This window comes from Myxococcus sp. NMCA1 (assembly GCF_026810205.1).
Taxonomy (GTDB): Bacteria; Myxococcota; Myxococcia; order Myxococcales; family Myxococcaceae; genus Myxococcus; species Myxococcus xanthus_A.
On record NZ_CP113950.1, the window covers coordinates 3503087 to 3526565 of the forward strand.

Genomic DNA, 23479 nt, shown 5'->3' on the forward strand with positions numbered 1-23479 from the left:
GAGACAGCGCCCATGTCCGGCAATGCCATGTCCACCGTGATTCCCTGTGAGCTGCGACGCGATGGAGACCGGCTGTTCGACGTCTCCATGTGGTGCCTCGGGCGGGATGTCCTCTGCCCGGAGGGGAACCTCCTCGTTCGCCGGGGGCTCGTGCGTCACGCGCGTCCCGAAGGCGTGGAGGGACAGAGTCCCTACACGGTGGGCCTGCCGGGCGGTGGGCGACTGACGCTGTGGGGCTTCGGCGCGCTGTGCGAGTGCGGCGAAGCCATCTTTGTCCCGCGGGCGGGCTTCGCGCCCATCCTGCTGGAAGGTGTGCCGGGCCGACTTCCGTTTCGCGCGGAGGAGCTGGGCCCGGCGCGCTTGCCGGCCACGGGGCACGAGCGGCGGGCGCTGCGCGCGGGGCTGGCCTCGCTGGCGGGGTGGCTGGCCGAGCACGAGGACTGGGTGTCCTCCGAGATGGGGCCGTCCTGGCGCCGCGAGTGTTTCGAGGCGCGTCGCAAGGCGCCCCCTGTCGCCGCGGATGGACTGGCCTCGGCGTGGCGGCGCTTCGCCTCCCGCCTTCGTTTCCTGGATTCAGGATTCAACGTCTGCACCGCCCCGGTCGCCGGGGCCTGAGGAGGACATCATGTTGGCGCGACTGCTCCGAGCCGATGAACCTTCCGTCCATGCCCGCGCGCCGTGGGAGGATGTCGCGGATGACGCGCTCCCCACGCCGCGCCCGCGCGAGGGCCTGGGTAACGCACACCTGGATGTCACCACCGCCTGGCCCCAGGCCCAGGCCTGGTTCGACCAGGGCCTGCGGCTGTTGCAACTGGGCTGGGGCGGTGAGGCCCGCCGCGCCTTCGCGCAGGCCACGCGGGAGGATTCGTCGCTGGCCATGGCCTGGTGGGGGCTCGCCCTCACGCGAGGCTCCGGCGCCCGCTTCGCCACCGCCCGCGCGGAGGCCATGGGCCGCGCGCTGGCCCTGAGCGAGGGCACCTCGGACCGCGAACAGCGCTACATCGTCGCGGGCAGTCTGCTGGCGGAGAAGGGCCCTGCCAATGGGCGCCACGCCTTCGTGCGTGACATGGAGTGCCTCATCGACCGCTATCCCGAGGACGGCGACGCGCGGCTGCTGCTCGCGGGCTTCCTCCTGGACGGCTACGAGCCAGATGGCCGGCCCGGACAGGGGCAGCCGTATGCGCAGGCCCTGCTGCGCGAGCTGCTGCGCTCACACCCGGACCACGCGGGCGTCCACCATGCGTGGGTGCATGCCATGCTGAACAGCGGCCGGCCCGAGGCTGCTCGGGACAGCGCCCGCCGCCTGGTGACGCTGGCGCCTCGTGCCAGTCCCGCGCTGCTCTCCGCGGGGCGCCTGCTTCAGCGGGTCGGGCTGGTGGCGGAGGCCCAGCGCGTGCTGGAGGCGACGGTGGCCGCGGATGATGCGTACCTGGCCGAGGAAGGGCTGCACACCTCCGACGCACCGAGTTCCGAGGCGGCCATGCGGCTGCTCAGCCAGGGCTGCGCCGAAGCGGGCCAGTACGGCGAGTCCCAGGCGTGGGCCCGTCGCCTGCGGCAGCGGGTGGAAGGTGCTGGAGGCGACGACCAGGCGCTGCTGTTCGCCGCCGCCACGATGGTGTCCGCGCACCTGCGCTTCGGCTTCTGGCGTGCGGCGGCGGACGTGCCCATGGCGCTGTCCGATACGGCCAGCCCGGCGGAGCGGGCGCTGCGGGACGGGATGCGCCAGTACACGCGGGGCCTCAGCCTGTTGGAGGCCGCGCGCCTGGGCGAGGTGGAGCGGGTGTGCAATTCGCTGGACGCGCAGCATGCGCTCCTGGCGGAGGCTCGTCGCTCGGAGGACCTGGCCCTGTGTCCACGGGATGTGGCGCGTGTGGTGGAGGTGGCCGCTCAGGAGCTGCGCGGCGCGCTGGAGGCTCGCAGGGGCGAGGTGGGCCGCGCCGAGGCCACGCTGACGCGTGCGTGGCGGTTGGAGCGGCGGCTTCGGGCCGCGGGGCCCGCGGCCTTCTCCCGACCCGCGCGCGAGGCCCTGGTCCGGCTGCGTCTGCGCACTGAGCGAGAGGACAAGGCGGTGCAGTTGGCGAAGACGCTGGTGGCGGAGCGGCCCGGGTGTGGCCACCTCCGACTGCTGTCCGCCGAGTCGCAGGTGGCGCTCGGCGCTTGGAGCAGCGCGGTGGAGGACTTCACCGCGTTCCTCGACTGCTGGCGTGACGCGGACCCGCCTCAGCCGGAGCTTCGCCGCGCTCGGGCCTTCATCGCCAGCCGAGGGCGTCTGCTGCGGCTCGTGCGCCCGCCGGAGCTCCTCGCCCCGCGGGAGACCGGGACGCCGGCCCTGTCCACGCATGGGACGGTGTCCTGCTGAGCGGTGCCGGAATGGCATGGGGGCCGCCGCCTGTCGGCAGTCCCCATCGAGCATGAGCCCGGCCCACGGACCTCATTGCCCGCGCGTCGCGGGTTGACTGTCATCCGCTGGAACTCCGCCTCGCATTGGCGTCCACCAGCCGCGCTGGCGTCTCCCTCTGCTTGACGGGCCCGCGCCGTTCGCGCGAGGAGGGGGCATGCCCACCTTCCGCCTCAAGCAGGACCAGGCCGCGTTGCTCGTCGTGGACATCCAGGAGCGCCTGTGCGCCGCCATGGACCGGGACGCGCTGGACCGGATGCTCAGTCGCACCACCGCCGCCATCGAGGGCGCACGCGCGCTGGGCCTCCCCATCCTCCTCACCGAGCAGTACCCCCAGGGCCTGGGGCCCACGCATTCGCTGTTGCGGATGCGGGTGCTGAAAGACGTCAAGGCGGTGGAGAAGCTGGAGTTCAGCGCCGCCGTGCCAGACGTGCTGGCCGCGCTCGGCGGGCGCACGCAGGTACTGGTTGCGGGCATGGAGACGCACATCTGCGTCTTCCAGACGGTGCGTGACCTGGCCGAACGCGGCCTGTCCCCGTTCCTGCTCACGGACGCGGTGCTGTCCCGCGCGCAAGAGGACCGGCAGGTGGGCCTCCAGCTGTGCCGTGACGCGGGCGCGCACGTCGCCACGGTGGAGGCCGCGCTGTTCGACCTGCTCGGGCGCGCCGGCACGCCCGAGTTCAAGCAGGTCTCCGCCGCGGTCCGCTGACGCTCAGCGCGCCTTCTGCACCGCGTGGACGAGCATCCGGAGGACGGTCGCCACGGCCACCATGGCCGCGGCGAACACCGTCTGCGAGCCGCCCACGGGGAAGTCGTAGAAGAAGGCGAAGAGATAGCCGCCCACGCCCGCGATGGCGCCGAAGAGCGTGGCGATGAAGAAGGTCCACGGCAGCCGCAGCTCCAACATCAGCGCGGCGATGGCGGACAGCGTGGAGAAGGCGAACACCGGCAGCGCGCCCAATGCCCGGGCGCACACGCCCACCATGACGCCGATGCTGACCATCAGCACGCCGTCCAGCAGGCGCACCGGCAGCCCCTGCACCAGCGCTCCCGTCCGGTCGAAGCTGGCGAAGGTGATGCCCCGGTACCACCACAGCTGGATGAACATGACGGCCCCGCCAGCGATGGCTACCGTGTAGAGCTGCTCGGGCGTCACCAGCACCGCCGTGCCGAAGAGGATGCCCTGGATGTCGTGCGCCTCTTGCGCGATGCGGTCTCCCACGAGCACCGCCGCGCCGCCCGCCAGCGCATAGGCCAGGCCCAGCAGGCTCTCTCGCGTGAGGCGCAGCTTCGCCGGCTCCGTCATCAGCAACATTGTGGCCAACAGCGCCAGGGTGGTGGCGCCCAGCACGGGCTCCACATGCGTGCCCAGGTGGATGGCCGCGTAGAAGGCCAGCGCCACACCCAGGCCCGCGGATTGGGCCACCGCGGCGCTGACGAACACCATGCGCCGCAGCACCACGTACACGCTCAGGAAGCCCAGCACGCCGCCCGCGATGAGCGCGCACAGCAGCGGGTCCCTGAACAAATCGAACGCCAGGTGGAACTGCTCCCACTTGGATGGTTCAGCGAGCGTCGTTTCCACGGTGAGGTCCCAGGGGCGCGCGTTGGCAGTACTCGTCGCCGTACTGGCGGCGGAAGGCGGGGTGACAGAAGACGGTGCGGGCATCGCCCATGACGAAGGCGGACGTCTCGCGGTCCACGAAGACGAGCACGTCCGCGTGCTCGGCGGCGACCTCCAGGTCGTGGCACACCACCACCACGCCCAGGCCCCGCTCACGCGACAGGGTGCACAGCCGCTGCATCGTCTCGTGCTCGGCCACCGCGTCCATGGCGGCGGTGGGCTCGTCCAGCAGCACCAGGTCCGCCTCGGTGGCCACCAGCCGGGCCAGCAGCGTGCGCTGCTTCTGGCCCTCGGACAGCTCGCGGTAGGGCCGCGACGCGAAGGCCTTCGCGCCGGCCGTCTCCAGCGCGCTCTGAACGGCCTGCCGGTCCGCCTTCCGGGCAAAGGGCCACAGGAAGCTCCAGCCGCGCAGGCGTCCCCACGCTGTCAGCTCGCCCGCGCGCAGTGGCAGCAGCGAGTCGATGGCGGATGTCTGCGGCACATAAGCACTGCGAACCTGCGCGGAGGCGCGGGAGATGGTGCCCGACACCGGCGGCTGCATGCCCAGCAGCGTCCGGAACCAGGTGCTCTTGCCGGAGCCATTGCGGCCCACCACCGCCACGAACTGGCCGCGGCGAATGGTCAGGTCGATGGGCGGCAGGATGGCCTTGCCGTCGTAACCGATGACGAGCTTCTCGCAGGTGAGCAGCGCATCACCCGGTGCGAACGTGGCGGGCACCGCGTGCGCGCCGTCAGGGGGCTCAACGGTCTTCACGCTGGACCTCCGCTTGTGGCTCCAAGGTGGCGAGTGCTTCCATCAGCGCGGTCCGGATGGTGGCGTTCTCGGGCGCGTTCAGGTCCACCACGCCGTCAGGGCCAGGCGTGGTGGCCGCCCAGTCCAGCGAGTCGAACAACGTCGGCGCCAGCGCCAGTCGCAGGGCCAGCTTCACGCGTGGCTTGTTCTCGCGGTCCGCGGGGATGTCCACCGTGCCGCGCAGCACCATCAGCGGTGTGGCCTCCTCCTCCGCCGCCAACGCGAGCCGGAAACGGCGCTCATCGTTGAAGCGCGGCGTGGCGCGGCTGTCGCGTACGGCGCCTTCCAGGTGCACCAACGACACGTCCCACTGGTAGCGGCTGACATGGGTGCGGCCCAACTCGCAGGACGGCTCGCAGCCGGGCGACAGCGTCTGGTCCGCCAGCAGGTCCAGGTCCGCGTCCACGTGCAGGCTGGCCACCGTGGCCTCCGCGCCGTCACCACCGCCATCCAGCTCCGCCTGGATGTCCTCGTAGTCCACCAGCGCGCCATCGTCGCGGTGGCAGTGGCCGTTGTGGCAGTTGGTGTAGCCCGCCGGCGGATTGGCCGGGTCGAAGGTGGTGGGGCCGCGGGCGCCGCCGCCGCCCACCAGGTCGATGTGGTCCACGCCCAGCGCGGCGCCGTCCAGGCGGAGCTCGAAGTCGGAGGCGAGCCGCTGGAAGCCGTTGCCCACGTTGCGCCCGGCCACCGGCGTGTAGTCCGCGCGGACGGTGGGTTCCAACACCGCGAAGCTCTCACCGGGCTCCAGCGCGCAGCCGGACAGGAAGAGCAGGGGAAGGAGGAGGCGGGTCCGCATGGCTCAAGTCCCCTTGCCGGCGAGCCCCTTCTCCAGGCGCTCGACCATCTCGTTGATGTGCTGGAGGTATGTCTCCTTCGCCTTGAAGTCCGTGCCGCCGTGCAGCGTGACGAGCGGCGCGGGAATCTTCGAGGCCACCAGCCGCGCGGTGGTGTCCGGGTAGTAGCTCTCCATCAGCACCATGCGCGCCTTGCGCTGACGGCCCTGGGCCAGGACGCTCGCGACGTGCGACGGGTTGGGCGGGATGCCGGGCTTGGGCTCCAGGTAGGCGATGGTGTCGAAGCCCAGCCAGTCCGCCAGGTACGCCATGGTCCGGTGGTAGGCGATGACGGGCTGGCCACGCAGCGACGCCAGTCGCTTCTCCCAATCCGCGCGCGACTTCTCCAACTCGGTGGTGAAGGTGGCGAGGTTGTCGCGGTAGGCCTGCGCGTTCTTCGGATCCAACTGCGCCAGCCGGTCGGTGATGCCGCGCGCGACGGACAGCGCCTGGCGCGGGTCATAGAGGAAGTGCGGGTTTCCGCCCGGGTGGACGTCGCCCTGTCCCCGGTCTACCTGCACCGTGGGGACCTCCAGCAGCTTCACGAACTGCGAGGCCACCAGGTAGCCCGGGTTGCCCACGAGGATCTTCGAGTTGCGCGCGCCCACTTGGAGCGTAGGCAGCCAGCCGAGCTCCAGGTCCAGGCCCACCGCGATGAGCAGGTCCGCGCGGTTGAGCGCCAGGGCGAGGTTCGGCTTGGCATCCACGAAGTGCGGGTCCTGGCTGGACAGCGCCAGGGCCTGCACTTTGACGTGGTCGCCGCCCACGGCCTTCGTCAACGCGGCCAGGTCCGGCAGGGTGGTGACGACGTTGAGGTCCGCGCGAGCGGGGGACGCGACGAAGAGGGTGAAGGCGGCGCACACGGCCGCGAACAGACGGGAGAGACGCATGGTCATGGCTCCTTCGAAAGGGGGTTAGAACGCGTGGGCGCCGTGGGCGCCGGTCACCAGCTCGAGCGCGAGCATCAGGGAGTAGCCGGCCTCATCCCGCCATCCGGCATGGTCCCTGGCGCCCTGGAGGCGCAGCCGGGAGAACTCGGTGGGCCAGAAGGTGACGTTGGCGGACACGCGGTTGCGTGACTCCGTCCAGTCCGGGTCCAACGGGTCGATGACGCGCGCTCCGTCTTCGCCTCGCGCCGCCGTTCCCAGCTCGTAGCGCAGCGCGGTGGCCCACCGCGGCGAGAAGCGCCACGCGGCCTGCGCGTAGGTGTTGAAGTCCGTCAGCACGTCCCCGGGCACCTGGCGGCGGCGGTAGTAGGCCTCCGCCTGGAACGTGATGAGCGTGGTGTTGTAGGCCTGGGTGATGGGCCGGTAGCGCAGGTACAGGTCCGTGCCGAACACGTCCGTACGGTTGCGGTAGCCGGTGGGATTGGGACCGGTGGCGGTGGACAGGCCCCACATGAGGGACAGGTCATCCGACAACGGGAAGAACTGCTTCACCGCGCCGGTGAGCTGCAAGTCGAACGGAGACTGCACACGTTCGCTGGTGGCGCCCAGGAAGCTGCGCGCGGTGGCCTCTCCGGTGGCGTCGGTGGTGCTGCCAATCACCTCCACGTACCAGGGCAGGGGAGCCAGCCAGGACACCTCGGCGCCCAGTCCACGGTTGCTTTCGCCTCCGAAGATGCGGCCCACGGCGAAGGGCTGGTCCACGAAGTCCCACGAATGCGGGTGCGTGGGGTTGATGCGGCCGAAGCGCGTGAGGAACTGACCGGCGCGCACCTGGAGGTTGTAGGGCAGCGCCAGCGTGGTGCCGTAGGCCTCTTCGATTTCCACGCCGAACTGGCTGAAGACGATGTTGGCGTCGAACCGGAAGTAGGGGTCCACCACCGAGCCGATGGACAGCTCCAACTGCTGCAGGTTGAAGCCGTTGCGCGTGGGGTCGTGCGCGCCGCTCTGCAGGGGCTCCTTGTCCGTGAAGGCCGCGGCGGCCACGTCCAGGATGAAGCTCAGGTCCAGGAAGTTCGCGCCCGTGTTGGGGGTGTTCACCCCGGGGATGGAGAGCGCGGAGCCACCGCCAGGCATGGAAGCCGGCGGCGCCGCGGTGCCGGTGGGCGCGTTCTGCTGCGCGGCCGCGGCATCGCTGCCAAGCGCCTTCTCGATCTCCTCCAACTCCTCGGGTGTGAGCGCGGGCGCGGCGTCTTCCCGCGACTCCTGCACGGGGGCGTCCGCCGGAGGCGCGGAGGCGTCCTGGGCGCTGGCGCCGCTGGCGAACAGGAAGGGCGTGAGTGAAACGGCCATGAGAGCGCCGTGAGCACGGCGCGAAAGGGTTGCCACCTGGAATGCTCCTCGAACGGGGCGACCGCGAAGCGGCCACGCCCACCAATGACTTGCCAGACCTCGGACGACGCACGTCACGCGTGCGCGGGAGGCGAGGCCTTGGGAGCGGTATCGAGGATGGAGAGGGGGGCCTGGACGCGAGGCGGCGCGGTGGCCGGACGGCTCACGGCGAGCAGCGTCAGCACCAGGGACGTTCGGTAGGGCGTCAGGAGCTCCGGGCGGGAGCCAGACGTCACCAGCGGACATTCCTCATGGGTGAGGGCCGCCGAGTCCGTGACGGCTTCGGGCAGGGCGGACAGCTGTGGGCTCTGCTCGATGGCGAGCCGGGACAGCCGCGCGCCCGTGCCGAGCGCCGTCTCCTCGAACGTCTGATGCTGCGGACAGAACCGGTGCGCGTGCTCGTCCCTCGCGTGCATCAGCGCGCTCAGCGGCTGACACACCCACAGCGCGACGAGCAGCGTCGCGGTGCAGCGGGCGAAGGTGTGGGCTCGCTGATTCATCGGAAGGGGCGGTTGCCCGGGTGCTCTAATGACGCGGCACGGCGGGTGTCAAGGGACGGTATCACGCTCTGTTTCGTCCGGGTGGGGATGTGTCGGCCCCGGCCGGGCGTTGGGGAACATCGGGATGAACGGACAGCTGGACGGAGGATTCATTCCAGTGGCGACGCTGGACGCACTCGACGCGCGGGGCCGCGCGGTGGTGCAGGTGGACGGTGTCGCGGTGGCCCTCTTCCGTGTGGATGGGGAGCTCCATGCGGTGGCGGACGCATGCCCCCACCGGGCCGGCCCCCTGTCGGAGGGCGACCTGGTGGGATACGTGGTGCACTGTCCGTTGCACACCTGGCCGTTCGACGTCCGGACGGGGCAGTGCCCTCGGCATCCCGGGGTGCATGTCCGCACCTATGCGGTGCGTGTGCAGGGACAGCACATCCTCGTGTCCGCATCAGGTAGGGTCCACGCCCCCTGAGTGCCGGCCCCTTCCAGGAGCGATTCCACTGTGACTTCGTCCCGAGCCCGCCGCAAAGCCCCCGCCGCTTCCGCCCCTGCTGGTGTCCCCGATACCTCGGCCATGGCGCGTGCCGTGGCGGACTTCCTGCGCGCCGCCGGCCTGAACCTCCAGGACGTCCACCTGGCGGACACCCCCGCGCGCGTGGCCGAGGCCTGGACGGCCGAGTTCCTCGACGGCTACAGCCGCACCCCGGAGCAGGCGCTGGGGGAGACGTTCCCCGCGCCGCCGGGCTCCTCCGGCGAGCTGGTGGTGGTGACGGACCTGCGCTTCCACTCCATGTGTCCGCACCACCTGCTGCCACTCACCGGGCGGGCCCATGTGGCCTACGTGCCGGGCAAGCGGGTGGTGGGCTTTGGCCGGCTGTCATCGCTGGTGGACTGCTTCGCGCACCGGCTCATCCTCCAGGAAGACATGGCGCGGGAAGTGGCGCGCTCCCTGGCCCAGGTGCTCGGCAGCCCCGCCACCGCGTGCATCATCGAAGCGGAACAGGCGTGCCTGCGCCTGCGCGGGGACAAGCAACGCGACGCCGTCACCCACGCGGAAGCCTATGAAGGCACCCTGCGGCGCGACGGTCCCCTGCGCCGTGAGCTCTGGGCCCGGCTGGGGGCCCGGCGATGAGCGCGCCCCTGCCGCGAGTGGGGCCCAAGCGCGTGGCCCCCGTACGCGAGGCGCTGGCCGCCATCATGGCTCCGGAGCAGCTGCGCGTGGATGACGCCGCGCTGGCCGCCTACGCCCGTGACGAGTCCGACAGTGGCGTCCATGCGCCCGACCTCGTCGTCTTCCCCGCGGACACGCGGCAGGTGTCGCAGGTCTTCAAGGCGTGCGCGGTGCACGGCGTGCCCTTCACCCCCTGTGGCGCGCGCAGCGGCAAGAGCGGCGGCTCGCTGCCCTTGCATGGTGGGGTGGCGGTGAGCCTGGAGCGGATGAACAGCATCCTCTCCATCTCCCCCGAGGACCTCACCGCGGTGGTGCAGCCCGGCGTCATCACCGGCGACCTGATGAAGGCCGTGGAAGCGGTAGGGCTCTTCTATCCACCGGACCCGAACTCCTGGGAGCTGTGCACGTTGGGCGGCAACGTGGCGGAGAACGCCGGCGGACCTCGGGCACTCAAATACGGTGTCACACGCGACTACGTCATCGGACTGGAGTGGGTGCTCCCAGACGGCGAGGTGGTGAGGGTGGGCCGGCGCACCATCAAGGGCGTGGCGGGTTATGACCTGGTGGGCCTCTTCGTCGGTTCGGAGGGCACGCTGGGGGTCGCCACCGAAATCACCGTCCAGCTCATCCCGCTGCCGCGCGAGGTGCTGACGGCCCTGGTGGTGTTTCCGTCCGTGCTGCACGCCGCGCGCGCGGTGTCCGCCGTGCTGGCCGCGGGCATCCTCCCACGTTGCCTGGAACTCATCGATGACGTGGCCCTGCGGGCGGTGAACGGCCGCGGCTTCCAGTTCCCGCCGGGCGCGGGTTCCGCCGTCATCGTGGAGGTGGACGGCAACGGCCGCGAGGGCTTGCTCGCTGAACTGTCTCAGTTGGGTGACATCTGTGCTGGTCAGGGCGCCACCGAGATGCTCGTGGCCCAGGATGCTTCCCAGCGCGAGAAGCTCTGGGCCGCGCGCAGGGTGATTTCCCCAGCCCTCCGGGCCCTCAAGCCTCACAAGATTTCCGAGGACATCGTCGTGCCCCGCTCGAAGATTCCGGAGGTCATCGAGCGCTTGAAGGCCATGGGCGCGGAGCTGGGACTCACCGTGGCCACGTATGGCCATGCGGGCGACGGGAACCTGCACGCCAACATCCTCTACGAGGGCGCCCACCAACGGCCGCTGGTGGATGAGGCCCTGCGGCGCATGCTGGTGATGACCGTGGAACTGGGCGGAACGATCACAGGCGAGCACGGTGTGGGGTACGCGAAGCGGGAATATCTTTCGCTGGAGCAGTCCCCCGCGCTCATCGACCTGCAGCGCAGGCTCAAGGCCTTCTTCGATCCATCAGGGTTGCTCAACCCCTCGAAAATCTTCCCCGCGCTCATGCGTTCTTGATTCGTGGCCGACGCGGCTCGTTTTTGTCCCGGCGTCGAGCGGCTTACCGTCCAAAGCGTGGGAAGGGCTGGGAATGTCGCGCGAAATGCCTAATCGGACCTGGAATGAGAAACCCTTTCGCTCGTTGCGCGTCTTAGTTCCAGGTGGACGCGAGGCGGCGGGGGGAGAGCGCGTCCGGCATCGAACGGAGGACGGGAAATCATGGCCAATTCGACGAAGTACGCAGCGGAAGGCCTGTCGCACTACCTTCGGAACCTGGGCGGGCACCAGCAGCTGACGCGTGAGCAGGAGTACGAGCTTGCGCGCCGCGCCCGCAAGGGTGACGAGTCCGCGCGGCAGACGCTTGCCAGCTCCAATCTGGCCTTCGTTGTCGCCGTGGCGAAGAAGTTCGCCAATCGCGGCGCGCGACTGGATGACCTCATCCAGGAGGGCAACGTCGGTCTCATGAAGGCGATCGAGCACTTCGATCCAAAGAAGAACGTGCGCTTCGCCACCTATGCGGTGTGGTGGATTCGCGCCTACATCACCCGGTACCTGAAGGACAACCGCAGCCAGGTGCGCGGTGGTGAGGCCGAGCGCGGCAGCATGGTGGACTTCTCGCTGGACGCCACCATCGACGAGGACGGCGAGACGACCTTCCTCGACCGGCTGGAGGACAACAGCCCTTCGCCTCAGCAGGTATTCCTGTCGCACGAGCAGGACACGGAGATTCAGGAGGCGCTCGCCAAGGTGCGCAAGCGCATTGGTGACCTGGGCTGGGACATCCTCACGGAGCGGCTGACGCAGGACAAGCCGCTGACGCTGGAGGAGCTGGGCCAGCGGTGGGGCGTGTCGCGCGAGCGCGTGCGTCAGGTGGAGCTGAAGACGAAGAACTTCCTGGAGCGCTACCTGCAGGCGTTCAACGAGAACGAGGAGCATCTGGGCGAGCAGGCCGCCGACGCGGCGTGAGCGGCCATCCAGGGCGCTTCCCACCTGGGAAGGTGCGTCATCGGGGCGGGACGGACCGGGTCATTCCGGGCCGCTCCCGCCTCTTGTCGTTTGGCGGATGATTTACCCGCGATGGTTTGCTAGCGGGCAAAAGTGCGTGCTAAGCCCGGCGCTTATGCGCCTGATTTCATTTGCTTTGAGCCTCCTCCTGAGCCTGCCTGCCTGGGGGGCTGAGGCCTCCCTGCTGTCCGAGCTTGACGCGCTGTACGCGAAGCGCGGCGAGTCCGGTGGGGAGAAGGCCTACGAGGGGGCCTTGAAGACGGCGCTGGACGCCGCGCCGGAGGACTACGAGCTGGTCTGGCGCAAGGCGCGCATCCTCCAGTGGCAGGCGGACGGGGCGGCCAACGAGAAGCTCAAGAAGGTGCTGGGCCGCCAGACGTGGGACTGGGGTGAGAAGGCGGTGAAGCTCAACCCCGCCCGGGTGGAGGGCCACTACTACGCGGCCACCGGCATCGGCGCCTACTCCCAGGCCGTGGGCATCATGAAGGCGCTGGGCGAGGGGCTCGAGGGCAAGTTCAACGAGCGGCTCGACAAGGCCATCCAGATTGACGCGGGCTACGACCGGGGCGCGCCGCTGCTGGCCAAGGGCCGCTACTACTACGAGCTGCCCTGGCCCAAGCGCGACCTGGCGAAGTCCGCCAGCCTCTACGAAAAGTCCATCGCGAAGGACCCGCAGATGCTGCGCGCCTACTACTTCCTGGCGGAGACGCTCCTCAAGGACGGCAAGGCCGCGAAGGCTCGCGAGGCCATTCAAAAGGTGAAGCAAGGCAGCATCGCGTACGACCCCGCGGAAGGGCGGCGCGTGCAGGAGTGGTCCAAGAAGGTCGAAGCCGATATCGAGAAGGAGCTCAGATGAGGGCAGAGAATCAGGTAGCGGCTCCCGCTACCGCGGGGGGGGATGCGACGCTGGTCCAACTGCTCATTCAGCGCGCGAAGAACGCGTCGACGGTGGGCGCATGCCACAAGAAGGACGGCCGCTGGCAGGACGTCACCTTCGCCCAGTTCCTGGACGAGGTGAAAGCGCTCTCCGCGGGCCTGGTTGCCCAGGGGGTGAAGCCCGGAGACCGGGTGGCGATTTTCGCGAACACCAGCCTGCAGTGGCTCATCTGCGACGTGGCCATCAGCGCCGCGCAGGCCATCACCGTCCCCATCTACGCGTCCAACACGCCGGATGAGTGCCGGTACATCCTCAACCACTCCGAGACGACGCTCGTCTTCGTGGACAACGACGAGAAGGACGCCCGGCAGGCGGGCCGGCTCACGCGCCTGCGCCAGAAGCTGGCGGAGTGTCCGACGCTCCGCCACATCGTCGCCTTCGAGGGCCCCGTCGCCGGTGGCGCCGAGCTGTCACTCGCCGACGTCGTCGCCCAGGGCCGCACCGAGCACGCCGCCCGTCCGGACGACTTCGAGGCGCGGGTGGCGGGCGTGTCCATGGAGGACACCGCCTCCATCATCTACACGTCGGGCACCACGGGTGACCCCAAGGGCGTCATCCTCACGCACCGCAACTGGGCCTTCGAGGCGAAGGCCGCCCAGTCGGTGGGGATGATGGTGCCCTCTGACTCGGTGATGCTGTTCCTGCCGCTGGCGCACGTCTTCGCGCAGGTGGTGAAGGCCGCCTGGCTGAGCATGGGTTACCGGCTCGTCGTCGCGGAGTCGGTGGACAAGCTGCTGGCCAACCTGGTGGAGACGCGTCCCTCGGTGCTGCCGTCGGTGCCGCGCGTCTTCGAGAAGGTCTACAACAACGTGGTGGCCAACGGCTCGGCGGCCCCGGGCCTCAAGGGCCGGCTCTTCCGCTGGGCCTTCAAGCTGTTCGACGAGTACGTCGAGGCACGCAGCCAGGGGCGCGAGTACGCCACCCTGGGCTTCGCGTTGGCGAAGAAGCTGGTGTTCTCCAAGGTGCACGTGGCCATCAGCGAGAAGCTGGGCGGCAACATGCGCGTGTTCATCTCCGGCGGCGCGCCCCTGTCTCCGAAGATTGGCTACTTCTTCGACCTGCTGGGCCTCAAGGTGCTGGAGGGCTACGGCCTGACGGAGACGTGCGCCGGCACCACCGTCAATCGCGAGCACAAGATCAAGATTGGCAGCGTGGGCGCGCCCGTGCCGGGCATGGAGGTGATGATTGCCTCCGACGGCGAAATCCTCATCCGCGGCCCGTCCGTCATGAAGGGGTACTACAAGAACCCCGAGGCCACGGCGGAGGCCATCGACGCGGAGAACTGGTTCCACACCGGTGACATCGGCGAGCTGGACGCGGACAACTACCTGCGCATCACCGACCGCAAGAAGGACCTCATCGTCACCGCGGGCGGGAAGAACGTGGCGCCGCAGAACCTGGAGAACGCCCTCAAGACGCACGCCATCATCAGCCAGTCCATGGTGTACGGCGACAAGCGGCCGTACCTGGTGGTGCTCATCACCGTGTCGGAGGAGGGCGCGCGCAAGCTCCTGCAGGACCAGGGTGCCCCGGTGGGCACCTACGCGGAGAACGCCCGGCGCCCGGAGGTCCATGCGGCGGTGAAGGCCGCGGTGGATCAGGTCAACGCGCAGCAGCCGCCCTACGCCACGCTCAAGCGCTTCACCGTGCTGGAGAACGACTTCAGCCAGGAGACGGAGGAGCTGACGCCCAAGCTCAGCGTGAAGCGGAAGGTCTGCACCCAGAAGTACAAGGCGCAGCTCGACCGGATGTACGAAGGCACGGCCGTGGTCGACTGAGGCCCACGCCAAGCACAGGGTAAAAGCGAACGCCCGGCCCACCCCTTGTTCCAGGGGGCGGCTCGGGCGTTGCGCGTTTCAGGGCACTGCTCACGTCCTGCCGGGAGGCACGGCCACCCGGCGGCGGATCAGACGTGGCCGCTGGGCGTCTGGCTCTTGGTGACGTCGTTCTGCACGCCGGTGCTGCTGGAGAGCGTCCCGGAGCCCTTCTTGTCCCCAGGGGCCGCCGCTTCCTCGCCCTCACCGCCAAAGCCGCGCTTGAAGTTGCGGATCGCACTTCCCAGTGAAGAGCCCAGCTGTGGCAGGCGCGACGCTCCGAACAGGAGCAGCAGCACCCCCATGATCAGGAGGATTTCCATTCCCTTCAAACCCATCACTCGGCTCCTTCGCGAAGACGCCAGGAGCATACCGATGGGCGCCGCCGACTGCCAGCAAGACCGGCGGGCGATTCAAGCCTGCATGGTTGCTGGAGAACCGAGCGCGGCGATGGGGGCCTGGGTCAGGGTGAGGAAGAGGGTGCTGCCCCCTCGGTCCGACTCGACGCCCACGCTGCCCCCGTGGGCCTCCACTTCCTGCCGGGCCAGGTAGACGCGCAAGGGGTCCTCCAGCCGCTTCTCCCGGAAGGCGCGCTCCTCGCGCTGGAAGACGGCGGCGGCGTCCTCATCCGTCAGCGGCGCCCCGTCCCGGCGGACCTCCACGCGCACCCGGGGAGCGAAGTCGCGGATGCCCAGTCGGATGACCTCACCCGGTTGGGCGCGGGCCAACTGGTACTGAATGAAAGACTCCACGGCGTGCTGGATGCGGGCCCCGTCCACGATGACCTCGGGCACCGCCTCCGCCGGATTCAGGTCCAACACGAGCGCCACCTGGGCCGCTGAGGCCGCGGCGCGCTGCCGCTCCACCGCCGCGTCCAGCAGGGGCAGCAGGGACTGGCGCTCCGGCTCACAGGGCAGGGAGCCCAGGTCCGCCCGGCTGGCGTCGAAGAAGTCCTGGGAGAAGGCCAGCGAGCGGTCCGCGTTGCGGAGGATGGTCTCCAGGCCGCGCTGCACCTTGGCCTCCAGGGGCACGCGGCCGTTGAGCAGCAGGGCCGCGTACGAGCGCACGTTGGCCAGTGAGCCGCGCAGGTCATGCGACGCCATGGACAGGTATCGCACGCGCCGGCGCACCCCGGCCTCGTCCCACGCCAGGGGCGACGTCCACAGCAGCAGCGCGCCGTCCTCCAGCGTCTCCTCGCCCGCCATCAGCACCTGGCCGTCCCGCTCCCAGAGGCTGCCGCTACCAGCGCGCCGCTGGAAGCCCGCCACCGCCATGAGCTCCGGCAGGGAGCCCACGTGGCTGGGGAGCGCCTCCAGGCCCAGCTGCTCCAGCAGCGAGCGCCCGAGCGGGCGCGGGCTGCCTCCGCGAGGCAGGAGCAGAAGCCCTGGTGCCGCCATGTCGCCTGCTTTCAGCTCCCCCTCGCTCGCCACGTTCCACACCCCCAGTCCATCAGGTCACGGAAAGGGTGGGCAGTGACTGTCGGTTTTGCAACGTGGGCCCATGTCTGGCGGCGTGGGCGCATTTTCTTGCGCGGCCGTGTGGGAGGATGGTTGAAGAATCCCAGCGTCGCACCTCGGGAGACTGCTCTGACCTTGCACAATGCACAGCATGCGAGGGCCCCGGTGGTCCTGGTCGTCGATGACGACCCGGACATCCTGGAGGCCCTTTCAGAGATTCTGGAAGCCGAAGGCTTCGAAATCCGCCGGGCGCGGAACGGGAAGGAGGCGTTGGACCGGCTCGAACCCGAACCGCCCAACCTCATCCTGTTGGACCTGATGATGCCGGTGATGGACGGTTGGGAGTTCGCCCAGCGGATGCGGCAGAAGCCGCCCGAGGTGGCGCGCATCCCCCTCATCGTCCTGAGCGCGGACCGCAATGTGGGCAGCAAGGCCGCCGACATTGGCGCGGTGGGGCATCTGGCCAAGCCGTTCGAACTCAACGATTTGTTGGACATGGTTCGCCGCTCGCTGAACCCCACCGCCGCGTCCACCATCGCGTGACAGATGCCGCATCCGTGTCTTGACCTGCCAGGGGGGCGCCATTACGGTCCCCCCTGTCTTTGATTTTCAAATCAACGATCAGGCCAAGGAGTGTGTCGTGAGCGCGAAGGACATCATCGAGAACCAGATTCCGGAGACCCTCAAGGCGAAGCCGGAGCTGGCGAAGGAAATCAACGCCGTCATCGTCTTTGACGTGTCGGGTGAGGGCGGCGGGAAGTGGACGCTGGACGCCACCAAGTCCGAGGGCTGGGTGACGGAAGGTGCGGTCGACAACGCGAAGATGACCATCTCCGTGAGCAACGACGACTTCGTGAAGATTCGCGAGAAGAAGCTCAACGCGCAGATGGCGGCCATGCAGGGCAAGCTGAAGTTCAAGCCCATGGACATGGGCCTCGCGATGAAGCTCGCGAAGCTGCTCTAATTTCCGGCGGACCGGAGCGCTGCGGGCAGACTCCGTCCGCTGGCTTCTGTCACACGCGGCGCGTCTCCTTCACAGGGGCGCGCCGCAGTCGTTTCCACACCCCCGACGCTCGCTCCGAGGAATGCCCATGTCGTCGCTCCCGCTTACAGGCCTCCGCGTGCTGGACTTGTCGCGCCTGCTGCCCGGCCCCTACGCCACCCTGGTGCTGGCAGACCTGGGCGCCACCGTGGACAAGGTGGAGGAGCCGGAGGGTGGGGACTATGTCCGCCAGATGCCGCCCCTGCGGGATGACGTCAGCGGCCTGTTCTACGGCCTCAACCGGAACAAGCGCTCCCTGACGCTGAACCTGAAGCAGCCCGCGGGCCGCGAGGCGCTGAAGCGGCTGGTGCGCCACTACGACGTGCTGGTGGAGAGCTTCCGGCCCGGCGTCATGGACAAGCTGGGCGTGGGCGAGTCCGTGCTGCGCGCGGAGAACCCCCGGCTCATCTACTGCGCCATCTCCGGCTACGGGCAGACGGGGCCGGACCGGCTGAAGGCGGGGCATGACTTGAACTACGTGGCCCGCGCCGGCCTGCTGGGCTACGGCGGTGAGTCCGGCGGCGCGCCCGCCTTCCCCGGCGTGCAGATGGGGGACATTGGCGGCGGCAGCCTCTTCGCGCTGGTGGGCGTCCTGGCGGCGCTGCACGAGCGTGAGCGCACGGGGCAGGGGCGCTTCGTGGACGTGTCCATGACGGACGGCGCGCTGGCCTTCCTGCACATGCACCTGGCGTCGCGCCTCTACATGGGGACGGAAGGCGCCGCCCTTCAGCGGGGCACGGAGGCGCTCAACGGAGGCTACGCGTGCTACGGCCTGTACCGCACGGCGGATGACCGGTGGCTCGCGGTGGGCGCGCTGGAGCCCAAGTTCTTCGCGGGCGTGTGTGAGCGGCTGGGGCGTCCGGAGCTGCTGGAGGATGCATACGCCCCGGGTGAGCCCGGCGCGCGCGTGAAGGCGGAGCTGACGCGCCTGTTCGCCGAGCACCCACTGGCGTACTGGCAGGAGCGCTTCGCGGGCTCCGACCTCTGCATCGAGCCCGTGGCGGAAGGGGACGACGTGCTGAAGGACCCGCAGCTCCAGGCCCGGGGCCTCTTCGTGGAGACGGAGGACGCGGTGCTGGGTCGCAAGGTGACGCACCTGCTGACGCCGCTGCGCATGGGCGAGACGTCGCTGCGCGCGCCGCCCGCGCTGGGGCAGCACTCGCGGGAGATTCTGGAAGAGGCGGGCTTTACCGCGCAGGAGCTTGCGCGGCTGGGGCACTGACGGCGGGCGTCCGCCACAGGGCCTCGCCGTGCGCGGCGTGGCAGGTGTCGCCCAACAAGTCCAACGCGAGCTGCGGCTGCCGTTCGGCCAGCGCTGGCCACCCGTCGAAGGCGCCACCGGCTTCCAGCCGGCGCACGGTGTGCTCCAGGGCCGTGCGCGCCCGCTCCACCGCCTGCTGCTGGGCCTTCGTGGGCCGCCACCGGGTGTCGTCGCGGTAGCGGCCGAGCGTCTCCAGCAGGTGGCCCTGGAACTTCAGCATCTGCACCAGCAGGGGCAGCCTGTGCGCGAATGGCGCGTCGGCCAGCGCCGCCTCGTATTGCCTGCCCTCCGAGTCCAGCCGGTACAGCAGCACGTCCACCTGCGCGTCCAGCCGCTTGCGCCACGCCTTGCGCACGGAGGCATGCCGGGCCCAGCCCGCCACAGCCTGGAAGTAGTGAAGCCCGCCGCACGGGTGGGCGTAGATGCCCTGCTTGCGCTTGGGGACCTGCGGCCGCCCCTCGCGCATCGCCGCGGACAGCTCGGCCTGGGCGGCTTCGAGCGTGGCGAGCGCGTCCCGCATCACCGTGTCGATGTGGACCGTCGTGCCCTCGCTGTTGCGGAACGTGGCGCCGGGCTCCATCGCCAGGGACAGGGCGTCCAGCGCCCAGGCACCTTCGGGATTGGCCACGAGCGATGCGCGGAAGTCGAGCTGCAGTTGCTCCACCAGCGCCTGCACCATGATGGGGCCCCAGGACGCGTTGAAGCGGTGGCGCACCGGGTAGCCCGCGTGCAGCAGGCTCTTGAGCTGCAGGGCGGGGTGGGGCTCCACCGGCGTGCCGTTGGCGGTTCGGGTGTCGAAGAAGAGCCGCTGGGCGGCGGCGGGGGAGTGGGACGGGGGCGGTGTCCGGCGCAGGTAGCGCGCGATGATGGCGTCCGCTGCGGGCTGACCGTCGCGGGTGCGGAATTCCCGGCCGTCCAGCGCCAGGCCATGGGCCAGCGCCCAGGGGTTGTCGGGCGTGGAGGCCCACTGCCTGCACCGGGAGGACAGCAGCGAGGACACGTCCGGTGGGAGCGCCGCGCCCGCGGGGGCCCGCAGATGGACGGTGGAAGGTGCCACCGCGGGCCACGTCACCTCCGCGCGCGCGCCAGCGGGGGCGGCGGCGCCCAGTCCCACGGCGAGGCTCACGAGGAGGAAGGCGGTCATCGTCATGCGGTGTGCGTCCGGGGGAGCTTATGCGCACGGCCGCGCCAGCGACACCCTTGGCGTCCTACGCGCGCCGGCCCGAAGCATGGGCCGGCGCGCGTGAGGGAAAAGTTCAGCTCGCCTGTGGGGGGCCGCCGGCCGATTCCGCCTCGGCCGTCAGGCGCGCCAGCATCCGCTCCAGGATGCCGAACACGGCGTCGCGGTCCTCGGCGCTCATCAGGCTCAGTACGCGCCGCAAGCTCGCGTCCAGGCCCCTGTCGATGCGGGCGAAGACCTTGCTGCCCTGCTCGGTGAGGCGCACGACGACAGCGCGCCGGTCCTCCACGTCGCGGGTCCGCTCCACCAGACCCATGCTCTCCAGGCGGTCCACCACGCCGGTGATGGTCTTCCGGGTGATGCCCACCCGCAGGGCCAGGACACCCACCTGCACCGGACCGTCGTTCCCCAGCCACGACAACGCATGCATCTGCGTGGGCGTGAGCTGGAGGTCCTCGCAGATGCCCGCCAGCGGGTTCTTCAAGGAGCGGTAGCGGCTGAACTCAATCAGCAGCTCGTGGAGGCGCCGCGACTCGGGCGTGGAGGCTTCGACGTCTTCCTCCAGCAGACCGTGGCTCTCCTCGGAGCCACCGTCCTCGGGGAGGTCTTGTCCCTCCGCGCCCGGGTCGCCTCGCCGATTCGCGAGCGCGGCCGGCTTGTCATCCGGCCGCCGCATCAGGCGGTCTCCACCCGGGCCGCGGCGGCCACGGAAGGCGACTCGGCGCCGTGCTTCGGACCCACCGCGTGCGGCGTACCGGACGTCGCGTCCGGACCCTTGCGCCGCTTGAACTTCTCGGTGAGCTGATCCATCAGCGAGTACACCACTGGCACCACGCCCAGGGTGAGGAACGTGGACGTCACCAGACCGCCGATGATGGTGATGGCCATGGGCGCGCGCGTCTCCGCGCCGTCACCCTTGGCGACCGCCACCGGAATCATGCCGGCGATCATCGCGATGGTCGTCATCAGGATGGGACGCAGACGCACGGGAGCCGCCTGGAGCAAGGCCTCCGTCGCCGTCTTGCCTTCCTCACGCAGCTGCAGCGTGAAGTCCACCAGGAGGATGCCGTTCTTCACCACCAGACCCATGAGCATGATGACGCCGATGAGGGCGAACATCGACATGGCCTGACCGGTGACGAGCAGACCGCCAATGGCGCCGATGAGGGCGAAGGGCAGCGACATCATGATGGTGAAGGGGTGGATGAAGCTCTCGAACTGCGCCGCGAGAATCATGTAGATGAGGATGATGCCCAGCAGCAGGGCGGAGCCGAAGGCCGCCACGGCCTTGCCCATCTCCTTCGCGTTACCCTCGAAGTCGTAGATGACCGTCTTGGGCAGCTCCTTCTCCGCGTACGCATTGAGGAAGGTGATGCCGTCGCTCAGCGCGTAGCCCGAGGCCAGGTTCGCCAGCAGGGTGATCTGCCGCTTCTGCGACTCGCGGTCGATCTGCACCGGGCCGTCGGCCGGGGTGATGGTCGCGATGTTGCGCAGCTCCACCAACTGGCCCGTGGTGCTGCGCACGGTCAGCTTGCCCAGCGCGTCGGCGGAGGCCAGCGTCTGCGGCGGCAGGGCCACCTTGATTTCGTACGTCTCGCCACCCTCTCGGTAGTCGCCGAACTTGTCGCGGCCCAGGAAGGCACGCAGCGTGGCACCCAGCGAGGCCGCCGGAACGCCCAGGGCGGCCGCGCGCTCGCGGTCCACCTTGACGTCGTACTGCGGCTTGCCGGAGCGGAACGTCATGTCCACGTCCACCAGGCCCGGGTTCTGGCGCATGGCGGCCTGGACCTGGCCGGCGGCCTTCACCACCTCGTCCCAGTTGTCGCCGCGGAGGTTGAACTGGATCTGCTGCGTGCGGGCGCCGCCGCCGCCCACGGCCGCGATGTCCTGCACCGTGACGGTGACGCCGCTGCGGGGGGTGATGGCGCCGCGCAGGTACGTCTTCAGCTCGCCCTGGTTGAAGGCGCGGTCCTTCAGCGGCACCAGGTTGATGAGCAGCTCGCCCTTGTGCACTTCCTCCTGCACGCCGCCACCGGCGGTGGCGAACGTGGAGTCGATGCCGGGCAGGGCGCGGACCTGCGCGTCCAGCGCGTCCAGCTCCGCCTGCGTCTCCTGCAGCGTGGATCCGATGGGCAACTCCACCGCCAGCTTGATGTTGCCGTTGTCCTGCTCCGGGATGAACGTGAACTTCAGGAAGCTGGCCATGAAGAGGGTGAGGAAGAGCACCACCACGGCGATCACCAGGGTGATGGCCCGGTGCCGCAGGATGCTGGCCAGGATGTTCCGGTAGCCCGTCTCCGTGGCGACCAGCACCTTCTCCACCGCCGCGGAGATGCCCGTGGGGTTGCCATGGTGGCTCAGCATGCGCGCCGACAGCATGGGCGTGAGCGTCATGGACACGGCGTAGGAGATGAGCACCGCCACGGCCACCGTGACGCCGAACTGGTAGAAGAACATGCCCATCGTCCCGTCCATGAAGGCCACGGGGATGAACACGGCGACGATGGCGAGCGTCACGGCGAACACCGCGAGCGCGATCTGGCTGGCGCCCTCGAGCGCTGCCTGCATGGGCGTCTTTCCGTCTTCCAGGTGACGGACGATGTTCTCGATGACCACGATGGCATCGTCGATGAGCAGACCGATGGACAGCGTCAGTGCCAGCATCGTGACGACGTTGAACGTGAAGCCCAGGGCCGCCATGACGGCGAAGGTACCGACGACGGACACCGGCAGCGCGATGGCGGCCACCAGCGTGGAGTTCAGGTTGCGCAGGAACACCAGCACGATGAGCACCGCGAGGAAGCCACCGAGCACCAGGTCGAACTGCACCGCGGCGATGGACGAGCGGATGAACCGCGAGTTGTCCGTCACCATCTCCGTGCGCACGCCCTCGGGCAGCAGGCTGTTGACCTCGCCCAGGGACTCCTTGATGGATTCAGCCACCTGCACCGTGTTGGAGCCGGACTGCTTGCGCACCACCAGCGCCACGGCGCTGCGGTCACCGCTCTTGGCGCTGGAGCGCGCCTCTTCCGGACCGTCCACCACGTCCGCCACGTCACGCACGCGCACCGGCGCGCCGTTGGGGTTGGCGATGATGATGTTGCGCAGCTCGTCCACGCTCTTGGCCTCGGACGTCAGGCGCACCACGCGCTCACGGCCGCTGTCCATGGTGCGGCCGCCCGGGACGTCCAGGTTCTGCGCCTTCACCGACTGGCTCACGTCGCTGACGGCCAGTCCGAAGCCGCGCAGCCGCTCCGGGTCCACGATGATCTGGATTTCGCGCTCGCGGCCACCGACCACGTCGATGCTGCCCACGCCCGCCTGACGCTGCAGGGCCGGCTTCACCACGTCTTCGGCGACGCGCGTCATCTCTTCAATGGGGAGCGCGCCCGACAGCGACAGCGTCATGATGGGCGCCGCGCCGATGTCGAACTTCTCCACCACCGGCGTTTCGATTTCCGTCGGCAGCTTGCTCAGCGTGGCCTGGACGCGGTCACGCACGTCCTGGGACGCCACGTCCACCTTGGTGTCCAGGGTGAAGCGGACGACAATCTGGGACACGCTCTCCAGGTTGATGGAGCGCAGCTGCTCCACGCCGTTGAGGGTGTTGAGCGCCTCCTCCAGCGGGTCACTGACGTTCTTCTCCATCGACTCCGGGTCCGCGCCAGGCAGCACCGTGGTGACGGTGACGACGGGGAACTCGACGTCGGGGAACTGATCCACGCCGATGCGCGGGTAGGCATTGACGCCAAAAACGACCACCGCGAGCATCAGCATCGCGGTGAACACAGGGCGGGTGATGAATGTCTTGAGCATTCAGGAGCTCCGAACTTGAA

At 69.5% G+C, this 23479-nt stretch carries 23 protein-coding genes; 12 read left to right on the forward strand and 11 right to left on the reverse strand.

Features of this window, described 5'->3' with window-relative positions:
• Positions 1–12 precede the first annotated feature (12 nt).
• From OZ403_RS15005 to OZ403_RS15015, 3 genes are all read left to right on the forward strand, one after another.
• Entirely contained in the window at positions 13–615 is a 603-nt protein-coding gene (locus OZ403_RS15005) for a hypothetical protein (protein WP_140798170.1), read from the forward strand.
• Positions 616–625: 10 nt separating this feature from the next.
• Positions 626–2359, forward strand: coding sequence for a hypothetical protein (locus tag OZ403_RS15010; protein WP_268784494.1), 1734 nt, complete (start codon positions 626–628; stop codon positions 2357–2359).
• A 196-nt stretch (positions 2360–2555) separates the two neighbouring features.
• Positions 2556–3107 (forward strand): isochorismatase family protein, encoded by a 552-nt coding sequence (locus OZ403_RS15015; RefSeq protein ID WP_140790570.1) that lies wholly within the window; start codon positions 2556–2558, stop codon positions 3105–3107.
• Positions 3108–3110: 3 nt separating this feature from the next.
• On the opposite strand, the gene OZ403_RS15020 is transcribed toward OZ403_RS15015, so the two are convergent.
• The 6 genes from OZ403_RS15020 to OZ403_RS15045 all read right to left on the reverse strand — a co-directional run bounded on the left by OZ403_RS15020 (position 3111) and on the right by OZ403_RS15045 (position 8424).
• On the reverse strand, positions 3111–3983 hold the full coding sequence (locus OZ403_RS15020; protein WP_140798173.1) for a metal ABC transporter permease: 873 nt from the start codon (positions 3981–3983) through the stop codon (positions 3111–3113).
• Positions 3964–4776: a metal ABC transporter ATP-binding protein gene (locus OZ403_RS15025; RefSeq protein ID WP_140790574.1), complete on the reverse strand. Its 813-nt coding sequence runs from the start codon at positions 4774–4776 to the stop codon at positions 3964–3966. The genes OZ403_RS15020 and OZ403_RS15025 overlap by 20 nt, the downstream gene beginning before the upstream one ends.
• The gene (locus OZ403_RS15030) at positions 4763–5611 is read right to left on the reverse strand and encodes a hypothetical protein (protein ID WP_268784495.1); all 849 of its coding nucleotides are present in this window, start codon (positions 5609–5611) and stop codon (positions 4763–4765) included. The genes OZ403_RS15025 and OZ403_RS15030 overlap by 14 nt, the downstream gene beginning before the upstream one ends.
• 3 nt (positions 5612–5614) lie before the next feature.
• Positions 5615–6544 (reverse strand): metal ABC transporter substrate-binding protein, encoded by a 930-nt coding sequence (locus OZ403_RS15035; protein ID WP_140790578.1) that lies wholly within the window; start codon positions 6542–6544, stop codon positions 5615–5617.
• An 18-nt stretch (positions 6545–6562) separates the two neighbouring features.
• Positions 6563–7921, reverse strand: coding sequence for a zinc-regulated TonB-dependent outer membrane receptor (locus OZ403_RS15040; protein ID WP_140790580.1), 1359 nt, complete (start codon positions 7919–7921; stop codon positions 6563–6565).
• A gap of 77 nt (positions 7922–7998) precedes the next feature.
• Positions 7999–8424 (reverse strand): hypothetical protein, encoded by a 426-nt coding sequence (locus tag OZ403_RS15045; RefSeq protein ID WP_140790582.1) that lies wholly within the window; start codon positions 8422–8424, stop codon positions 7999–8001.
• 124 nt (positions 8425–8548) lie between these two features.
• Here OZ403_RS15045 and OZ403_RS15050 point away from each other — a divergent pair, with 124 nt between their 5' ends.
• The 6 genes from OZ403_RS15050 (at position 8549) to OZ403_RS15075 (ending at position 14667) form a co-directional block, all read left to right on the forward strand.
• On the forward strand, positions 8549–8890 hold the full coding sequence (locus OZ403_RS15050) for a Rieske (2Fe-2S) protein (RefSeq protein WP_140854290.1): 342 nt from the start codon (positions 8549–8551) through the stop codon (positions 8888–8890).
• 102 nt (positions 8891–8992) lie between these two features.
• Positions 8993–9550: a GTP cyclohydrolase I gene (folE, locus tag OZ403_RS15055; protein ID WP_216620342.1), complete on the forward strand. Its 558-nt coding sequence runs from the start codon at positions 8993–8995 to the stop codon at positions 9548–9550.
• A complete protein-coding gene (locus OZ403_RS15060; protein WP_268784496.1) occupies positions 9547–10965 on the forward strand; it encodes an FAD-binding oxidoreductase in 1419 nt (472 codons plus the stop codon). Before folE ends, OZ403_RS15060 begins: the two co-directional genes overlap by 4 nt.
• Positions 10966–11166: 201 nt before the next feature.
• A complete protein-coding gene (locus tag OZ403_RS15065; RefSeq protein ID WP_140790591.1) occupies positions 11167–11913 on the forward strand; it encodes a sigma-70 family RNA polymerase sigma factor in 747 nt (248 codons plus the stop codon).
• A gap of 154 nt (positions 11914–12067) precedes the next feature.
• The gene (locus OZ403_RS15070) at positions 12068–12808 is read left to right on the forward strand and encodes a tetratricopeptide repeat protein (protein WP_418766481.1); all 741 of its coding nucleotides are present in this window, start codon (positions 12068–12070) and stop codon (positions 12806–12808) included.
• A complete protein-coding gene (locus OZ403_RS15075; RefSeq protein WP_268784497.1) occupies positions 12805–14667 on the forward strand; it encodes an AMP-dependent synthetase/ligase in 1863 nt (620 codons plus the stop codon). The genes OZ403_RS15070 and OZ403_RS15075 overlap by 4 nt, the downstream gene beginning before the upstream one ends.
• A gap of 128 nt (positions 14668–14795) precedes the next feature.
• On the opposite strand, the gene tatA is transcribed toward OZ403_RS15075, so the two are convergent.
• Positions 14796–15074: a twin-arginine translocase TatA/TatE family subunit gene (gene tatA / locus OZ403_RS15080; protein WP_442929779.1), complete on the reverse strand. Its 279-nt coding sequence runs from the start codon at positions 15072–15074 to the stop codon at positions 14796–14798.
• A gap of 42 nt (positions 15075–15116) precedes the next feature.
• Entirely contained in the window at positions 15117–16142 is a 1026-nt protein-coding gene (locus tag OZ403_RS15085; RefSeq protein ID WP_140874674.1) for a sensor histidine kinase, read from the reverse strand.
• Between the two features lie 183 nt (positions 16143–16325).
• Here OZ403_RS15085 and OZ403_RS15090 point away from each other — a divergent pair, with 183 nt between their 5' ends.
• From OZ403_RS15090 to OZ403_RS15100, 3 genes are all read left to right on the forward strand, one after another.
• Entirely contained in the window at positions 16326–16703 is a 378-nt protein-coding gene (locus tag OZ403_RS15090) for a response regulator (RefSeq protein ID WP_140790601.1), read from the forward strand.
• Between the two features lie 97 nt (positions 16704–16800).
• Positions 16801–17124 (forward strand): SCP2 sterol-binding domain-containing protein, encoded by a 324-nt coding sequence (locus tag OZ403_RS15095; RefSeq protein ID WP_011553019.1) that lies wholly within the window; start codon positions 16801–16803, stop codon positions 17122–17124.
• Positions 17125–17251: 127 nt separating this feature from the next.
• Positions 17252–18424 (forward strand): CaiB/BaiF CoA transferase family protein, encoded by a 1173-nt coding sequence (locus tag OZ403_RS15100; RefSeq protein ID WP_140854296.1) that lies wholly within the window; start codon positions 17252–17254, stop codon positions 18422–18424.
• Here OZ403_RS15100 and OZ403_RS15105 read toward each other — a convergent pair.
• From OZ403_RS15105 to OZ403_RS15115, 3 genes are all read right to left on the reverse strand, one after another.
• A complete protein-coding gene (locus OZ403_RS15105; RefSeq protein ID WP_268784498.1) occupies positions 18390–19613 on the reverse strand; it encodes a hypothetical protein in 1224 nt (407 codons plus the stop codon). The genes OZ403_RS15100 and OZ403_RS15105 overlap by 35 nt on opposite strands.
• A 106-nt stretch (positions 19614–19719) precedes the next feature.
• The gene (locus tag OZ403_RS15110) at positions 19720–20319 is read right to left on the reverse strand and encodes a MarR family winged helix-turn-helix transcriptional regulator (RefSeq protein WP_140790607.1); all 600 of its coding nucleotides are present in this window, start codon (positions 20317–20319) and stop codon (positions 19720–19722) included.
• A complete protein-coding gene (locus OZ403_RS15115; protein ID WP_140790609.1) occupies positions 20319–23459 on the reverse strand; it encodes an efflux RND transporter permease subunit in 3141 nt (1046 codons plus the stop codon). The genes OZ403_RS15110 and OZ403_RS15115 overlap by 1 nt, the downstream gene beginning before the upstream one ends.
• Between the last annotated feature and the right edge of the window lie 20 nt (positions 23460–23479).

Bases quoted from the DNA above. Each gene is read 5' to 3' on its own strand.
- OZ403_RS15005 (WP_140798170.1), top strand. From the start codon at position 13: ATGTCCGGCAATGCCATGTCCACCGTGATTCCCTGTGAGCTGCGACGC.
- OZ403_RS15010 (WP_268784494.1), top strand. From the start codon at position 626: ATGTTGGCGCGACTGCTCCGAGCCGATGAACCTTCCGTCCATGCCCGC.
- OZ403_RS15015 (WP_140790570.1), top strand. From the start codon at position 2,556: ATGCCCACCTTCCGCCTCAAGCAGGACCAGGCCGCGTTGCTCGTCGTG.
- OZ403_RS15030 (WP_268784495.1), bottom strand. From the start codon at position 5,611: ATGCGGACCCGCCTCCTCCTTCCCCTGCTCTTCCTGTCCGGCTGCGCG.
- OZ403_RS15035 (WP_140790578.1), bottom strand. From the start codon at position 6,544: ATGACCATGCGTCTCTCCCGTCTGTTCGCGGCCGTGTGCGCCGCCTTC.
- OZ403_RS15045 (WP_140790582.1), bottom strand. From the start codon at position 8,424: ATGAATCAGCGAGCCCACACCTTCGCCCGCTGCACCGCGACGCTGCTC.
- OZ403_RS15050 (WP_140854290.1), top strand. From the start codon at position 8,549: ATGAACGGACAGCTGGACGGAGGATTCATTCCAGTGGCGACGCTGGAC.
- folE (WP_216620342.1), top strand. From the start codon at position 8,993: ATGGCGCGTGCCGTGGCGGACTTCCTGCGCGCCGCCGGCCTGAACCTC.
- OZ403_RS15060 (WP_268784496.1), top strand. From the start codon at position 9,547: ATGAGCGCGCCCCTGCCGCGAGTGGGGCCCAAGCGCGTGGCCCCCGTA.
- OZ403_RS15065 (WP_140790591.1), top strand. From the start codon at position 11,167: ATGGCCAATTCGACGAAGTACGCAGCGGAAGGCCTGTCGCACTACCTT.
- OZ403_RS15070 (WP_418766481.1), top strand. From the start codon at position 12,068: ATGCGCCTGATTTCATTTGCTTTGAGCCTCCTCCTGAGCCTGCCTGCC.
- OZ403_RS15075 (WP_268784497.1), top strand. From the start codon at position 12,805: ATGAGGGCAGAGAATCAGGTAGCGGCTCCCGCTACCGCGGGGGGGGAT.
- tatA (WP_442929779.1), bottom strand. From the start codon at position 15,074: ATGCTCCTGGCGTCTTCGCGAAGGAGCCGAGTGATGGGTTTGAAGGGA.
- OZ403_RS15100 (WP_140854296.1), top strand. From the start codon at position 17,252: ATGTCGTCGCTCCCGCTTACAGGCCTCCGCGTGCTGGACTTGTCGCGC.
- OZ403_RS15105 (WP_268784498.1), bottom strand. From the start codon at position 19,613: ATGACGATGACCGCCTTCCTCCTCGTGAGCCTCGCCGTGGGACTGGGC.
- OZ403_RS15110 (WP_140790607.1), bottom strand. From the start codon at position 20,319: ATGCGGCGGCCGGATGACAAGCCGGCCGCGCTCGCGAATCGGCGAGGC.
- OZ403_RS15115 (WP_140790609.1), bottom strand. From the start codon at position 23,459: ATGCTCAAGACATTCATCACCCGCCCTGTGTTCACCGCGATGCTGATG.